Source organism: Flavobacterium sp. AK-345, assembly GCF_058310175.1.
The window spans coordinates 31,543-49,044 of sequence record NZ_JBZEER010000004.1 but is presented as its reverse complement, the minus strand read 5'-3'; the positions used below and the strand labels follow the sequence as shown (position 1 = coordinate 49,044).

Below are 17,502 nucleotides of genomic sequence, written 5' to 3'. Positions count from 1 at the left end.
ATTCTCTTAAATAATAGAAAGCAGTTATTGTAATGATAGCTGCTTTTTTTGTGGTTTCTTTTTTAAGTTTATTAGTGATTTTGTTATTGAATAAAAGATTCCAGAAGAAACTCTTTAAACATAGCCCACGGTTTCAACCGTGGGAATACAATGCATTATAACGATTCGTATCCCAAGGTTGAAACCGTGGGTCATAGTAAAAAACGTGTTGGAGTTTGTTTAATTACCTTTTTGTATTCTTGTACTTTGAATGGGCAATATCCCCAAAAAATCTTCGTTGTAATTATTACCAAAGACCTTTTTCAAAAAACTTAGTTTCTTAATAATTAAGAAACTTAGCGCCTTCTATTTTAAACCTTTATAGAAAAATTAAGTCATATTGTAATAATTCCTGAATTATGAAAAAAAGTAATCTTTGGTCGTTACGATTGGGTTTTTCCGGCGAGCAAGCCGATGAAATTGAAAAACTAGGATTAGAAAAATTCCTAAAGCGTTCTTATGAATCAAAGTTTGACAAAGAACTTCCTGCTTTTTTGCAAGATGATCCCAAAACAATTGAAGAGCAAAAAAAAAGAGGCGAGATAATTAGAAATTTGGATAAGGAGGAAAAGAGGAAAATTCTAATAGAAGAAAATTTTACTACAACAAAACTTAAGGAATGGTGGGTTGCTAAAATGCAAACCGAAGAATTTCCATTGCGTGAAAAAATGGTTTGTTTCTGGCACAATCATTTTGTAATAACTTCTCAAAAAGTAAAAACCAATTATTGGATTTATCAACACAATATGATTTTACGTGAGAATGCTTTTGGAAATTTCAAGGAACTGACAAAGAAAATCCTAAAATCTAATTCAATGGTTAAATACCTGGATAATGTAGATAATAAAAAAGGTAAATTCAACGAAAATTTAAGTCGCGAGTTGCTTGAATTATTTACTATTGGAATAGGAAATTATACTGAAGATGATATCAAAAATGGCGCACGGGCTTTGGCAGGATTAAGTCTTGGAGATGAACAAGCTGTTTACAGACAAAATTTTGAAGATAATAGCGATAAAACCTATTTCGGAAAAACAGGAAACTGGAAAGATGATGATTTGGTCGATATTATTTTTGAACAAAAAAATATCCCATATTTAATTACACGAAAAATTTTAAAGTGGTTTATTTATGACTCCCCATCAGAAGAATTGGTTACTTATTATGGGAATTATTTCAGAAAAGTAAATTTTGAAATAGCGCCGTTACTTACTAAAATCTTCACAGAAGAATACCTTAAAGATAATTCCGGAGAAAAAATCAAAGATCCATTAGTTTATATTTCTCAGCTTATTTCTGAATTGCATCTTAAGGAAATATATGATCAAACTAGGATTGTTGCCTTTTTAAGGCAGCAGGGAATGGATTTGTACAGTCAGACAAATGTAAAAGGTTGGGACGGAGGAAATTCGTGGTTGACTTCTCAACTCTACTTACAGCGAAACAATACTGCCGATTTTCTTTGTAAAGGTGGAAATCTTGCAAAGAAAACACCAGATATGATGAGTAATGAAACTCAGAAACCGAAAGAAGTAGTTAAGATAGAATATGATTCCAGCGGCAATAATAAAACTATCATTGCTGAATTATCAAACAGATTATTGTTTTCTGTAAATGATTCCATGCAAAAAGATATGGAAAATTTACTCAAATATGACTTTGACCCTAAAGGACCTAATTCGAATTTTGCGGTAGTTCGATTGTTTAATTATATTACGAAATTGCCAGAATATCAATTGATTTAAAACTAAAGCTATGAACAGAAGAAATTTTCTAACGCTTACAGGAACGTTTACCGGAGGGCTACTTGTTCTTCCTGAATTTTTACATGCTTTTGGTTCCCAAAATAGTTTGGTTGTTGGCGAACAATGTTTGGTATTTGTACAGCTAAATGGAGGAAACGATGGTTTGAATACCTATATTCCATATGAGAATCCATTATATTATGATTTAAGAACTAAAATTGCCTTAAATAAGAATATTGTACTTGGAAAAAATAATGGAATGGCATTTCATCCATCTTTAAAAGATTTTGCCCAAATGCAGCAAAATGGAGATTTAACTGTGATTCAGAATGTAGGTTATCCTGAGCCTATTCGTTCACATTTTAGAAGTCAGGAAATTTGGCAAACGGCAGTAGATTCCAATAAATATCTAAATGAAGGCTGGTTAGGACGTTATTTGGATTTGCAGTGTCATGGTCATCAGCCAACAGCGGGAATAAATTTGGACTCGATAGATAATCTGGCATTGAAAGGTGCTGAGCCAAATTCTATAACATTAAAAGATCCGGATCGATTTAAGATAAAACCAGGTAATGATGAAAATGTAAAATTATCAAACAATCCGCAATTGGATTTTGTTCGAAAAATTGCCAATTCACTTATAGAAGGTTCAGATGAAATTCAAAATGCATTGAAACAATCGAAAACAGAAGTTAGTTATCCAAAAACCGGATTGTCTAAAAATCTGGAATGGATTGCACGATTGGTAAAAGGAAATTTAAATTCGAAAGTGTATTATACTTCACTAAACGGATTTGATACACATGACAATCAACTTTCTATGCACGAACGAAAATTAACTGAATTAAATGATGCACTATTTAGTTTTTATCAGGATTTAAAACAGGCTCAATTGCTTCAAAATGTAACGATTGTCGTGTTTTCAGAATTTGGAAGACGTGTAAAAGACAACGGAAACGGAACGGACCATGGAACCGCAGCGCCCATGTTTATTATTGGAGGAAATAATAAAGGAACAATTTTAGGGAAAAATCCAAATTTAGCAGATTTAGATAATGGTGATTTAAAATATGAAATTGATTTCAGAAGTGTTTATGCTTCTTTATTAAAGGAAAAAATGAGTTTTGATTATTCTAAAATTGGGATTAAGAATATGCCGGTTTCCGGATTGTTTTAGAATTCAAAAATATTCACGAATTTTTGATTTGTAATTTGGAAAATTTAATTTTAAAACGCAATTATTTTGTACTAATTCGTGAATTCGTGGAGGATAAATCTTAGCATCTTAGCAACTAAGATCTTAGAACCTATTTTTCAAAACCACATTTTAAGCTGCTTTTTTTACATTATCATACAAAACTTGATGAATTTGTTAAGAAATCCTCTTTTGTTTCATAAAATGCAATATTTTTTTTGGTGCAGTGAAAATAATTTATACATTCGCAGAGAATTTATTGAAAAACACAAACAAAATGTCTAATAACCGTTTTTATTTTAGCAACTCTTTTTATTTCTTCTTTAGTAGAAGTGAGGATTGTGCTATGGTTATTTGAAAAATATAAAATACAAATAAAACTAATATACAATCCTGATGCAAATCAGGATTTTTTTTTGAATATATGACAACTAAAATTGCAATACAAGGTATAAAAGGTTCTTTTCATCATCAGGTTGTGAAGGAGTATTTCTCTGAAAATGTGGCTATTGATGAATGTTTGTCTTTTGAAGAATTAGTTGACAGCCTGCTTTCAGGAAAATCTGATCAGGCAGTGATGGCAATTGAAAATTCGATCGCAGGGCCAATTATTCCGAATTATGCTTTGATTGACAAGAATAATTTACACATTATTGGCGAGCATTATTTAAGCATTCATCAAAATTTAATGACTTTAAAAGGTCAGAAAATTGAAGATATAAAAGAAGTTCATTCACATCCAATGGCACTTTTGCAATGCATGGATTTCCTGAAACAATATCCAAATATCAAATTGGTTGAAGATAAAGATACGGCAGAAACAGCAAGAAGAATTCAGGAAAAACAATTAACCGGAATTGCAGCAATAGGAAGTAAAGTAGCTTCTGAGATGTATGATTTGGAAATCATCGCGCCGGAAATTCAAACGATCAAAAACAATATGACTCGTTTTGTGATTATCAAAAAGCAGAATTCATTTTTGCCGGAAAGCGAAATTAACAGAGCTTCAATTAAATTTGAATTAGATCATAAAAGAGGAAGCCTTGCAGCGGTTTTAAATGTAATGAGCGATTGCAAATTGAATTTAACGAAAATTCAGTCACTTCCAAAAATTGAAACTCCCTGGAAATATTCGTTTTTCGTAGATGTAACATTTGAGAAATACGAAGATTTTGCAAAAGCCAAATCGTTACTAAATATAATGGCAGAATATTTAAAGGTTTTGGGAGAATATAAAAACACTAAACCTTTTATAGGTTAGAAGTTATTAGTTAAAAGTTATTAGTTAAAGAGCCTAAAGCTTACAGCTTAAAGCGTAAAGCAAAAAAAAATGATTACAACAGCAAAAAGATTAGATACAGTTGAAGAATACTACTTCTCATCAAAATTGAGAGAAGTTCGACAACTGCAGTCTGAAGGAAAATCTATCATCAATATGGGAATCGGAAGCCCTGATTTGAGTCCGTCGAAAGCAGTAATTGAAGCTGTTGCCGCAGCAATTCAAGATGAGAATGGGCATGGTTATCAGAGCTATCAGGGATTACCGGAATTGAGAAAAGGAATGGCAGATTTTTATCAGAATCAATTTGGTGTTGCATTAAATCCCAATAATGAGATTTTGCCTTTGATGGGTTCGAAAGAAGGGATTATGCATATTTCACTTGCATTTTTGAATGAAGGCGATCATGTTTTAATTCCAAATCCGGGTTATCCAACGTATACTTCGGTAACTAATTTGGTAGGAGCTGTTCCAGTTTATTATGATTTGAAAGAAGCGAATGCGTGGGAACCGGATTTTGAAGCTTTGGAAAAATTAGATCTTTCGAAAGTAAAAATTATGTGGCTGGGATATCCGCACATGCCAACAGGAGCGAGAGGAAGTTTAGCGTTATTTGAAAAATTGGTTGCTTTTGCTAAAAAACACAATATATTATTGGTTAATGATAATCCGTATAGTTTTGTTTTGAATGATAATCCGATGAGTTTATTGCAAATTGAAGGCGCGAAGGATGTGGCTCTGGAATTAAATTCATTAAGCAAAACCTTCAACATGGCAGGTTGGAGAGTGGGTATGGTTTTAGGAAATCCTGAAATTATCGACGCAGTCTTAAAAGTAAAAAGTAATATGGACAGCGGAATGTATTACGGAATTCAGAAAGGAGCAATTGCAGCTTTAAATTGTGATAAATCCTGGTTCGAAGATCAAAACAAAATTTACAGACGCCGCAGAGAATTAACAGAAAAACTAGCAGAAAAATTAGGTTGCAAAGTTTATAAAGAAGGAGTTGGGCTTTTTGTCTGGGCAAAACTTCCGGAAGGAATTGAATCAGCAGAAAAGTTCATTGACGAAATATTATATGATAAGCATATTTTCATCACACCGGGAACGATCTTCGGGAGCAATGGTGAAGGATATATTAGATTCTCATTGTGTGTGAAAGAAGAAAAAGTACAAGAAGCGATTGATAGGTTTTAAGTATTAAGATTTTAGAAGCAAGAAGCAAGATTTTTTGACATAGTTTGTCAGGCTGAGCGAAGTCGAAGCCCATGTTCCAATTGGCGCGGCCTTCTCCCGAAGCCTCGGGATCGCTCAGGGTGACAGAAAAAAATAAAAGGTCTTGAAAAAACGAGAAGCCCTAGCCCTGATAGAAGCGACATCCTTTTGTGGTGGGGTTCACCACAAAAGATACAGCGGATAGCAGGAATCAGCTTCAAATAAAAATAAATATGAAAGTATACGTAATAGGAATAGGGCTAATTGGCGGTTCGATGGTGCTGGACATCAAAGAAAAACATCCAAACGCAACTATTTTTGGAATAGATAATAACGAAAAACATTTACAGGAAGCAATTGATTTGGGTGTTATCGAGAAAGCTGGAAGTTTTGAAGATTTGGCTGAAGCCGATTTTGTAATTGTTTCGGTTCCGGTAGATGTAGCATTGACTGTTTTGCCTAAAGTTCTGGATTTGGTTGGAGATAAAACAATTGTTTTTGAAGTAGGGTCAACTAAAAAGCCAATTTGTGAAGCAGTAGCAAGTCATCCGAAAAGAAGAAACTTTATAGCAACACATCCTATTGCAGGAACAGAGTTTTCAGGACCTTCGGCGGCAATAAAAGGTTTGTTTCAGGGGAAAACGAATATTATTTGCGAAGTGGAAAAAACCACTTTTAAATTGCAGGAAAAGGCATTAAAGCTTTTTGCAGAAATAGGAATGAGAATTCGATATATGGACCCGATTTCGCACGATAAACACATTGCTTACGTTTCGCATTTGTCGCACATTAGTTCGTTTATGCTCGGAAAAACGGTAATGAATAAGGAAAAAGACGAACAGGATATTTTTGATATGGCGGGAAGTGGATTTGAAAGTACCGTTCGTTTAGCAAAAAGTTCTCCCGCAATGTGGACACCAATTTTTAAGCAAAACAAAGAACATGTTATCGAAACATTAGAAGAATATATCTCAAACCTGAGTCGGTTTAGGGATTTGTTAAAAGAAGAAGATTACAATGCCATTTTTGAAGAAATGGAAAGCACGAATAAAATAAAAGAAATACTAAACGGATTAACAACAACTAAAAAGTAAATTAGAATTAAGATGGAAAATAAGAAAGAAATGAGAAAGTGGTTAGAAGATTTCAATTTAAATCACCCACTTGTGATAGCTGGACCATGTAGTGCAGAAACAGAAGATCAAGTATTGAAAATTGCTCACGAATTGAAAGATTCAAAGGTTAGTGTATTCAGAGCTGGAATCTGGAAACCAAGAACGCGTCCGGGAGGATTTGAAGGTGTTGGAGAAATTGGTTTGAAATGGTTACAAAAAGCTAAAAAAGAAACTGGTTTATTAATGGGTACTGAAGTTGCAACTGCAGCGCACTGTAAACTAGCTTTAGAACATGATATTGACGTTTTATGGGTTGGTGCTCGTACAACTGCAAACCCTTTTGCTGTTCAGGAAATTGCTGATACTTTGAAAGGAACTGATAAAATCGTTTTGGTTAAAAACCCTGTAAACCCTGATTTAGCTTTATGGTTAGGTGGTGTTGAGCGTTTACACATGGCGGGAATCGAGAAATTAGGAGTTATTCACAGAGGTTTCTCGACTTACGAAAAAACAAAATACAGAAATATCCCGGAATGGCAAATTGCTATCGAATTGCAAAATAAATTTCCTGATTTACCATTAATCATCGATCCATCTCACATTACAGGAGATCGTAAAATGATTTTTGAAGTAACACAAGAGGCTTTAGATTTGAACTACGATGGTATGATTATCGAAACGCACTACGATCCGGACAACGCTTGGTCTGATGCTGCTCAACAAGTTACTCCAGATGCTTTGAAACAAATCATTAAAGATTTGACTATCAGAAAAACGGATGATACTACAGATCAATACACTCAAAAAATGACTAAACTAAGAGCTAACATCGACGTACTTGATGCTAACTTATTAGAGTTATTAGGAAAACGTATGAAAGTTGCTGACGAAATTGGTCAGGTGAAAAAAGATGCAAACGTAGCGATTCTTCAAAACAACCGTTGGAACGAAATCTTAGGAAAAATGATTCTTGAAGGTGAGAAAAAAGGTCTTACTGAAGAGTTTGTTTTGAGAATGTTCAAAGCAATTCACCAGGAAAGTATCGGTCACCAAGAGAAAATTTTCAATGCATAATTTTTTCTAAACTATATAAGTGATATAAGTTTTTTAAGCTTTTTGTTTTCATTAATTTAAGTTTTCTTATATCATAATTAAGATTAAATTGTTTTTTAAGTCTCCATTTCTTCGAAAGAAGATTTGGAGATTTTTTGCTTTTTATTACATAGCCCACGGTTTCAACCGTGGGAACGTATCGATAATCATAATCTTTATCGCCAGGATTGAAACCGTGGACTATGTTTAAAATTATTCATTTATCTTTGCAAAGATTTAGGTTTTCAATCTGAAATCTAATCCCGAAGTTTCGGGACAACAATCTAAAATAAAAGAATGACAGGACTCGTATATAAATCTACAGGAAGTTGGTACACCGTAAAATCTGAAAAAGGTGATTTTATAGAATGCCGTATGAAAGGGAAGTTTAGGATGAAAGGTATTAAAAGTACAAATCCTATTGCTGTAGGCGATATTGTCGATTATGAACTCGAAGAAACTTCGGATGCTGTAACGGGAACGATTTTTAATATTCACGAAAGAAAAAATTACATCGTTCGTAAATCGGTAAACCTTTCGCATCAAATGCATATTATTGCCTCGAATATTGATCGGGTATTTTTATTGATCACGATTAATAATCCGCCAACAACATTCAACTTTATAGATCGTTTTTTGGTCACTGCCGAAGCTTATAATATCGAAACAATTTTGGTTTTTAATAAAATTGATACATTTGATGAGCCAACGCTTGAAGATCAATTGTATATGCAATATGTGTATCAGCAAATTGGTTACAAATGCTTGCGGGTTTCTTCTACAGAAATGAAAGGTGTTGACGAATTGAAAGAAATGATGATTGGTAAAGTGAGCATGTTTTCCGGACATTCCGGTGTTGGAAAATCGACTTTGGTAAATGCTATGGAACCATCTTTGCATCTTAAAACCAAAACCATTTCTGAAGCCAGCAAACAAGGTCAGCATACAACAACTTTTGCCGAAATGTATGATTTGTCATTTAATGCAAAAATCATCGATACGCCGGGAATTAAAGGCTTTGGAATCGTTGATATGGAAAAAGAAGAAATCAGCGGTTATTTTCCTGAATTTTTCAAATTGAAAGATCAATGCAAGTTTAACAATTGTTTACATAAAGAAGAACCGCATTGCGCCATAAAAGCAGCTTTAGAAAGAGACGAGATCGCTTGGTCGCGTTACAATAGTTATTTGAAGATTCTGGAAGGCGATGAAGAAAATTACCGTACAGATTCGTATGATGAAGATCGTAAAATTAGCGATGAAACCAGAAATCAAAAATAAATTCCAACTTGAAAATTCCAAATTCCAATTCTAATAATTTATAGGCATTAGTTTATTGTAGAGATGCACAGCAGTGCATCTAACGTTAGAATTTAAATCTTTTTAATCCGTGTAATCTGTGGCAAAAAACCACATCATTAGATAAAATATGAAAATAGTTCTTCAAAGAGTATCACAAGCATCCGTAACTGTTGATTCTAAAATTGTTGCCGATATTCAAAAAGGATTATTGGTTTTAGTTGGAATTGAAGATTCCGATACTCAGGAAGATATTGACTGGCTGGTTGGTAAAATCATTAAAATGAGAATTTTTGGTGATGAAAATGATGTTATGAATTGTTCTGTTCAGGATATCGATGGTGAGATTATTGTGGTTAGTCAGTTTACACTTCACGCTTCTACCAAAAAAGGAAATCGACCTTCGTACATAAAAGCTTCCAAGCCAGAGTTTGCAATTCCAATGTATGAGAATTTTGTAAAATCTTTAGAAAAAGAATTCAATAAAAAAGTACAAACCGGAATTTTTGGTGCAGATATGAAAGTTAGTCTGTTAAATGATGGCCCGGTTACTATTTTGATAGACAGTAAAAACAGAGAGTAAAAAATCATAAACAAATGTTAAGGATTTCTAAAAATAATATATATTTGGCGAAATTCCTTACTGATGAAAAGCCTCGTTTTTGCATTATTTTTTCTTCTATTTACCGTTATTTCTTCCGCTCAAAAGAGCGAATTTCCAGCATTTACAATTTCAGATAGTCTTAAACAAAATGCCAATGCGGTAGTTCGCTTAGATCAAACCGATATTACAATTTTGTCGCAGCGAAGCATGAATACCAAAAATCATCGCGTTGTAACTGTTTTTAACGAAAAAGGTTTTGATGATATCGATGCTTATGAATTTTATGATAAATCAACATCGGTTAAAAATATTGAGGCTATAATTTACGATGCTTTCGGAAAAGAAATTAAGAAAATAAAAAGAAAAGATTTCAAAGATCAAAGTGTTGTTGGTGGTGGAACTTTGTTTTCTGACAACAGGTATATCTTTTTGGATTATACACCTATTTCTTATCCTTTTACAATTGAATTTAATAGTGAAGTTCAAACTTCTTCAACAGCTTTTATTCCAAAATGGATGCCTTTGAGAAGTTATGGTGTTAGTATCGAAAAATCTTTTTTAAATGTAATTTACCCGGCAGATTTGGGTTTTAAAAAGAAAGAATTTCAATTTTTAGATTTTAATATAAAAAAAATAACAGATACTAATACACAACTGTCGTATACAGCCAGCAATATTTTGGCTCAAAAAAACGAAGATCATAGTCCGTCGTATAAAGATCTTTTTCCTAAAGTAATGATGGGTTTAGAGCATTTTCACTTAGAAGGTGTTGATGGAACAGCCACAAATTGGATTGATTTTGGTAAATGGTATTCTGAAAAAATATTATCCGGAACAACAGATTTGCCTGAAGAAACAAAAACAAAAATTAAAGCTGTTGTTGGAGATGAAAAAGACCCAATAAAAAAAGCAAAATTAGTTTATGATTTTGTACAAAAAAAATCCCGCTATGTTAGTATCCAGGTTGGAATTGGCGGTTGGAAACCCATGTTGGCTACAGATGTCGATCGATTAGGTTACGGTGATTGTAAAGCTTTAACAAACTATACCAAAGCACTTTTGCAAGCTGTTGATGTTCCTTCGTATAATACAGTTTTATATGGAGACAGTTATAAAACCAATATAGAAGCCGATTTTGTTGCCATGCAGGGGAATCACATGATTTTGTGTATCCCAAACGGAAATCATTACACATGGCTCGAATGCACAAGTCAGGATGATCCTTTTGGGTATCAGGGAACTTTTACAGATGACAGAGATGTTTTGATAATTAAACCCGAAGGCGGAGAAATTGTTCGTACTAAAATCTATGACGACAAAGGCAATACTCAAACAGACAAAGGAAATTACACTATAGATGAAAACGGGAATTTTTCGGGATCACTTTCAATTGTTTCAGAGGGGTCACAATACAGTTCAAAATCAAGAATAGAACATTTGCAGCCTACAGAGAAAGAAAAACATTATAAAGAATATTGGGACAAAATCAATAATTTAAAACTTGGGAAAATAGTTTTTACTAACGATAAAGAAAATATTCGGTTTACAGAAAACATTCAGGTAAGTGCTATAAATTATGGTGTAATTGCTGCCAACAAATTAATTTTTCCTGTTGATGCTTTTAATCAAAATGCAAATAACATTAAACGAATTCGAAACAGAAAAAATCCATTTCAAATTCAGCGTGGATATTTAGATTCTGATGAAATAGAAATTAATTTACCTAATGGTTTTACGATCGAATTTTTACCATCAAACTATGAGTTAAAAGGGAAATTTGGGGAATACAAAACCGAAATCATCAAAAAAGAAAATAACAAACTCGTTTATAAGCGTTCGATGTTTTTAAATAAGGGAAAATATTCGAATAAAGAATACGATGAATACCGCCTTTTTATAGAACAAGTGTCCAGAAACGATAATGCCAAAATTATATTAACCAAGAACTAACCAGAAAACTAAACAAGCCAAAACCAATGAAATTTATTAAACCATTTTGTTTATCAATTCTTTTGTTATTGATTTCAAACGTAACTGCGCAGGAATTTAAATTAGGGAAAGTGTCTATTGCTGAATTGCAGGAAAAAGCACATCCAAAAGATACGGCAGCTGCAGCAGCGATATTATATAAAAAAGGAAGTTCAAGAATCGAGTACAATCAAAACGATGGATTTGTTACGGTAACTGATGTTGAGACCAAAATTAAAATCTATAAAAAAGAAGGTTATAGCTGGGTTACTCATAAGGTTTGGTATTATAACAACAGTAATATATCTGAGAAAGTTTCTTTTAGTGATGCGATTACTTATAATTTAGTAGATGGCAAAATCGAGAAAACAAAGTTAAAGAGCGAAGGAATATTTGATGAAGTCCGCAATAAATTTAGTGGGCAAAAAAAAATAACAATGCCAAATGTAAAAGAAGGTTCAATTATCGAATTTAGGTATACTATTAGAAGTCCAGCCAGAATGATTAGAGAATGGGATTTTCAAACCAGTATCCCGGTCAATTATTCTGAATTTGTAACTTTTGTTCCAGAATATTATACTTTTAATGCAAGACAAAAAGGATATGTTTTTCCTAAAATGACAGTTGAAAAAAACAATAAGTCGATAATTATATCTTCTAAAGAAAGGGTTAATTCAGGCGGGTTTACAGCTACAAGAACAGAATTTTCTCAGGACAAGTTTGATTATATAGAAACAAAAACTACTTATGTTGGAGAAAATTTTCCAGCGATGAAAGATGAGGCTTTTGTAAATAACATTGATAACTACACATCAAGTATTCAGCATGAATTGTCTATGGTAAAATTTCCAAATGAGCCCTTAAAACCTTATTCAACAGATTGGAATTCGGTAGTAAAAACAATTTATGATTATGAAACTTTTGGTCCTGAATTAAATAAAACCGGTTATTTTGAAGATGATTTAAAAGTAATTTTAGCTGGTAAAGATTCTCCGGAAGAAAAAATTATGACAATCCTGAATCATGTAAAATCGAGTGTAAAATGGAATGGATATTATGGTTATGATTGCGATAACGGAGTACGAAAATCATATAAAGAAAAATCAGGAAATGTAGGTGATATCAATTTAATGCTTACCGCAATGTTGCGTTATGCGGGTTTAACGGCAAATCCGGTTTTGGTGAGCACACGTTCAAACGGGATTCCTTTGTTCCCAAACAGAACAGCTTTTAATTATGTTATTGCCGCAGTTGAAACTCCAAATGGAAACATTTTACTGGATGCAACCGATAAATTTTCGACACCCAATATCTTGCCTTTAAGAACATTAAACTGGCAGGGAAGATTAATTAGAAAAGACGGAACATCAGAAGATGTTGATTTAATGCCCAGCAAGCCATCCGGTGATAATGTTTTTATCAATTATACTATTGACAACGAAGGTAAAGTTACCGGAAAAACCAGAAGGCAATGTACAGATTATAATGCAATGATAACAAGGGATAATATTTCTGGTTTGAAAGAAGAAGAATATCTGGAGAAACTGGAGAATGAAAATAATAAAATAGAAATAAGCGAATATTCCAGAACAAACGAAAAGGAAATCTTATTGCCAATTGTAGAAACATATTCTTTTACAGGAAACAATTTATGCGAACAAATTGGCGGCAAAATCTATATTAATCCGATGTTATTTTTTACAAATGAAAAAAATCCTTTTAAGCAGGAAGTTAGAGAATATCCGGTTGATTTTGGTTTTCCATTTGCAGACAAGTATAATATTACCATTCAAATTCCGGAAGGTTTTTCGGTAGAGAGTTTGCCGGCGCCCGCAGTAATGACGATGGAGGATAATTTAGGAACTTTCAAATATAATATTGCAGTAAGCGGAAATTCTTTGCAATTAGTTGTTGCACATCAAATTAATGAAGCTATTGTAGGAACTGATAAGTATGAAATGCTAAAAGAATATTACAAGGCAATGATTGCAAAAGAAACAGAAAAAATAGTTTTAAAAAGAATATAATATGAGATTTTACGGTTTAGTATTGGTTGCTTTTTTACTTTTAAGTATTTCAAAAATTAACGCGCAAAATTATGAATTAGGCAAAGTAACAATTGAAGAATTACAGCAAAAAGTAAATGCAAAAGATACTACCGCAGCCGCAGCAGTTTTATTTAAAAAAGGAAAAACATTTTTCACTTATACATCAGAAAGAGGTTTTACGGCTAATCATGTTTATGAATTTAAAATCAAAATATACAAAAAAGAAGGACTTAACCTGGCAAACCATAAAGTTTCTTACTACATAGGATATGAAAACAGGAATGATGATAGTGTTAGTTTTTCAAATGCAGCGACATATAATTTGGAAAATGGTGTCATTGTAAAAACAAAATTAAATAGTGAAGGTGTTTTTAATAGCAACATCAATAAATACTGGAATCAGGCAATGATTACTTTGCCAAACGTAAAAGTCGGGTCTGTTATCGAATTTAAATATGTTGTGAAATCCGAAAATCTGATTAGGCTTCCTGATTTCGATTTTCAATATCCTTTTCCTGTTGCTTTTTTTGAGTATAAAACTGAAATTCCTGAGTTCCTGATTTATAAAACAATACTTATTGGTCAAGTAAATATTAAGTCAAGCACTGAAGTAGTAGAGAGTAAACAAATATTTGCTACGGGCTACAAACAAATTAACAGTCTTTATACTTCTGAAAATATTCCTGCACTAAAAAATGAAAAATTTGTCGATAACATAAGCAATTATTCAGGTTCTATACAAAATGAATTAGAAAGAAAGCGATTTCCAAGTGAACCTATTGTAGATTTAACTAAGACCTGGGAAGGAGTTGCAACTAGTATTTATGAAAATGAGAGTTTTGGAAAAGAGATAAAATTTAAAAACTATTATTCTGAAGATTTAAAAATTTTATTAGCAAATGTAAACCTGCCTTTGGATCGGTTAAATGCGATATTCAACTTTGTTCAGAATAGAATGAACTGGAATAAAGAAAATGGATATTTTGTAGACAAAGGAGTTAAAAAAGCATATGAAGCAAGAACAGGAAATGTCGCAGAAATAAATTTCATTTTGATTTCGATGCTAAAAACTGCGGGTATAGAAGTGAGTCCGGTTTTGGTTAGTACGCTTGAAAATGGCGTGCCTGTATTTCCAAACCGTACTGTTTTTAATTATGTAATTGCCGCTGCAGAAATCGATGGAAAGAAAATTTTATTAAATGCAGCGAATAAGTTTACTACGTTAAATGTTTTGCCATTAAACCTATTAAACTGGAAAGGAAGACTTATAAAACAAGATGGTTCTTCGCAAGAAATTGATCTTATTCCGGAATCTCTGTCAAAAGGCAACTATACAATAATAGCTACTATAGATCCTGAATTAAAACAAATTCAGGGACAAGTTAGAATTAGAAGAGCAGATTATTCGGCACTTCAATTTAGAGAATTAAAAGTAAGCAATAATGATGAAGACGCTTATCTTGAAAAGTTAGAAAATGATTTGAGCAAAATCGAAATTAAAGATTATTTATTAGAAAATAAGAATGAAGATTTGTCGAAACCAGTGGTAGAGAAATTTAATTTTTCATGGAGCAATGCGTATGATATGATTAACGGGAAAATATTTTTAAAACCCTTGCTTTTCTTTACAGACACTTCCAATCCGCTTGTTCAGGAAGAAAGACAAATGCCAGTTTATTTTGGATATCCGGATCAGAATGTTTACAATGTCTTCTTAAAAATCCCGGATGGCTATGTTGTAGAATCGCTTCCAAAACCAATACGCATTAGTACAGAAGGTAAAGATGGTTTTTATATAATGAATATGAATACTGAAGAAAATAAAATACAAATTCAGGTGACAAAAGGAATAAACAAAGCTATTTTTGCAGCAAGTGATTACGATATGCTGAAAGAGTTTTTTCAGAAGATAATCGTCAGTCAAAATGAAAAAATTGTCCTTAAAAAAATATAATCATGGATTTAAAAAATGCACAACTAGACGTTGATACCTGGATAAAAGAACATGGAGTTCGCTATTTTAATGAATTAACAAATATGGCGCAGCTTACCGAAGAAGTTGGTGAAGTTGCCCGAATCATTGCTCGCAGATACGGTGAGCAATCTGAAAAAGAAAGCGATAAAAATAAAGATTTAGGCGAAGAACTGGCTGATGTTGTTTTTGTGGTTTTATGTTTAGCGAATCAAACGGGAATAGATTTACAGGCCGCTTTTGATAAAAAAATGGATTTAAAATCGGTTAGAGATAAAGATCGTCACAAAAACAACGATAAATTGAAATAATTGTGAAATATCAGTTATAAACTTTGAATTATGAGTTTTGAATTTTGAATTATGAATGGGGAGTGGTAAATTGCACGCCTGAATTAGGTTTCTAATCAAGCATAATTCAAAATTCACAACTTACAATAAAAAAAATGAATTTAAAATTAAGCACGAATTCACCATTCACCATTGATAATTCTCAATTAAATATAACCGGATCAAAAAGCGAAACCAATCGTTTATTATTACTGAAAGCATTATTTCCAAACATTACATTAGCCAATACCTCCAATTCTGATGATAGCGAAGTAATGCAAAAAGCTTTAATTGGAAATGATGAAATTGTAGATATTCATCATGCAGGAACTGCAATGCGTTTTTTAACCGCTTATTTTGCTGTAAACGAAGGCAGAGAAGTCGTAATGACAGGTTCAAGCAGAATGCAGGAACGCCCGATAAAAATTTTGGTTGAGGCTTTGGCACAATTGGGCGTTGAGATCTCTTATGAAAAAGAAGAGGGATATCCGCCAATACGAATTAAAGGAAAAAAAGTTACAGCTTCAAAAGTAACTTTGGCTGCAAATGTGAGCAGTCAGTATATTTCGGCTTTATTACTAGTCGCTTCAAAATTAGACAACGGTTTAGAGTTGACATTGGAAGGTGAAATCACTTCAATTCCGTACATCAAAATGACTTTGGCTTTGCTAAATGATTTAGATATTCAAACCAGTTTTGAAGGAAATGTTATTAAAGTATATCCAAAAACAGAAGTTGCAGCTAAAGAAATGGTTGTAGAATCTGATTGGAGTTCGGCATCTTACTTTTTTAGTCTGGTTGCTTTGTCTGATTCGGCTTCACTTACATTAAGCAGTTATAAAAAAGACAGTTTGCAAGGCGATTCAGAGTTGGTGTCACTTTATGAAAAAATGGGTGTTCAGACTACGTTTGAAAACAATAAAATGACTTTGGTAAAACAAAAGAATTTTGAGTTTGAAGATGTAAATTTTGAATTAAATAATACTCCGGATATCGCACAAACAATTGTTGTAACTTGTTTAGGTCTGGGAATTGGCTGTCATTTAACAGGTCTCCATACTTTAAAAATTAAAGAAACAGACAGATTGGAAGCGCTTAGAATTGAATTGACAAAATTGGGAGCCAATATTTCTGTTACTAATGATTCTTTGACTTTATTGCCTTCGCATAATATTAATCATAATGTAAAAATCGGCACTTACAATGATCACCGTATGGCAATGGCTTTTGCTCCTTTAGCCCTGAAAGTTCCAATTATTATCGAAGATGCCGAAGTAGTTTCAAAATCATATCCAGATTTCTGGAATGATCTTAAAGCATTAAATTTCGAAGTATCAGAATTGTAAATAAAAATATTCGCCACGAATTCACGAATTTTAAATAATAATTCGTGAATTCGTGGCAAAAAAATGCATAGCCTCCAGTTTTAACTGGAGGTTTTTTTATGATTATTGTTTTCGGCTTTAGCCAAATAAAATTATTGACATTTTATAAGAATCCGGATTAAATGAGCTTATACCACTTATATGTTAAAAAAAATCTTTTTTAATCAACTCGAAACACCACTAAATCAACGACTTTTGAAAATAAACAGCAAAACAC

The 17,502-nt window shown here is 32.7% G+C and carries 13 protein-coding genes; all 13 read left to right on the top strand.

Annotation, left to right across the window (positions count from 1 at the left end; translation table 11 throughout):
- The first annotated feature begins 398 nt into the window (after positions 1–398).
- Complete coding sequence (locus tag AC4FQ3_RS09335) at positions 399–1,784, top strand: DUF1800 domain-containing protein (RefSeq protein WP_491181677.1); 1,386 nt, start codon at positions 399–401, stop codon at positions 1,782–1,784.
- A gap of 10 nt (positions 1,785–1,794) precedes the next feature.
- Positions 1,795–2,961: a DUF1501 domain-containing protein gene (locus AC4FQ3_RS09330; protein WP_491181676.1), complete on the top strand. Its 1,167-nt coding sequence runs from the start codon at positions 1,795–1,797 to the stop codon at positions 2,959–2,961.
- 442 nt (positions 2,962–3,403) lie between these two features.
- The gene (locus AC4FQ3_RS09325) at positions 3,404–4,240 is read left to right on the top strand and encodes a prephenate dehydratase (protein ID WP_042563665.1); all 837 of its coding nucleotides are present in this window, start codon (positions 3,404–3,406) and stop codon (positions 4,238–4,240) included.
- 69 nt (positions 4,241–4,309) lie between these two features.
- Entirely contained in the window at positions 4,310–5,455 is a 1,146-nt protein-coding gene (locus AC4FQ3_RS09320; protein WP_491181675.1) for a pyridoxal phosphate-dependent aminotransferase, read from the top strand.
- A gap of 251 nt (positions 5,456–5,706) precedes the next feature.
- Positions 5,707–6,567: a prephenate dehydrogenase gene (locus tag AC4FQ3_RS09315; protein ID WP_491181674.1), complete on the top strand. Its 861-nt coding sequence runs from the start codon at positions 5,707–5,709 to the stop codon at positions 6,565–6,567.
- Positions 6,568–6,579: 12 nt separating this feature from the next.
- A complete protein-coding gene (locus tag AC4FQ3_RS09310) occupies positions 6,580–7,662 on the top strand; it encodes a bifunctional 3-deoxy-7-phosphoheptulonate synthase/chorismate mutase type II (RefSeq protein WP_115847983.1) in 1,083 nt (360 codons plus the stop codon).
- A 315-nt stretch (positions 7,663–7,977) separates the two neighbouring features.
- Positions 7,978–8,961: a ribosome small subunit-dependent GTPase A gene (rsgA, locus tag AC4FQ3_RS09305; RefSeq protein ID WP_073397783.1), complete on the top strand. Its 984-nt coding sequence runs from the start codon at positions 7,978–7,980 to the stop codon at positions 8,959–8,961.
- A 148-nt stretch (positions 8,962–9,109) separates the two neighbouring features.
- Positions 9,110–9,562 (top strand): D-aminoacyl-tRNA deacylase, encoded by a 453-nt coding sequence (gene dtd / locus AC4FQ3_RS09300; protein WP_491181673.1) that lies wholly within the window; start codon positions 9,110–9,112, stop codon positions 9,560–9,562.
- 63 nt (positions 9,563–9,625) lie between these two features.
- On the top strand, positions 9,626–11,533 hold the full coding sequence (locus tag AC4FQ3_RS09295) for a DUF3858 domain-containing protein (protein WP_491181672.1): 1,908 nt from the start codon (positions 9,626–9,628) through the stop codon (positions 11,531–11,533).
- Positions 11,534–11,559: 26 nt separating this feature from the next.
- Positions 11,560–13,578: a DUF3858 domain-containing protein gene (locus AC4FQ3_RS09290; RefSeq protein ID WP_491181671.1), complete on the top strand. Its 2,019-nt coding sequence runs from the start codon at positions 11,560–11,562 to the stop codon at positions 13,576–13,578.
- Between the two features lies 1 nt (position 13,579).
- On the top strand, positions 13,580–15,553 hold the full coding sequence (locus AC4FQ3_RS09285) for a DUF3858 domain-containing protein (protein WP_491181670.1): 1,974 nt from the start codon (positions 13,580–13,582) through the stop codon (positions 15,551–15,553).
- Between the two features lie 2 nt (positions 15,554–15,555).
- The gene (locus AC4FQ3_RS09280; RefSeq protein ID WP_012022600.1) at positions 15,556–15,882 is read left to right on the top strand and encodes a nucleotide pyrophosphohydrolase; all 327 of its coding nucleotides are present in this window, start codon (positions 15,556–15,558) and stop codon (positions 15,880–15,882) included.
- Positions 15,883–16,016: 134 nt separating this feature from the next.
- Positions 16,017–17,246 carry a 3-phosphoshikimate 1-carboxyvinyltransferase gene (aroA, locus tag AC4FQ3_RS09275; RefSeq protein ID WP_463459648.1) on the top strand — a complete coding sequence of 410 codons (1,230 nt, stop codon included), beginning with the start codon at positions 16,017–16,019 and terminating at the stop codon, positions 17,244–17,246.
- Positions 17,247–17,502 lie beyond the last annotated feature (256 nt).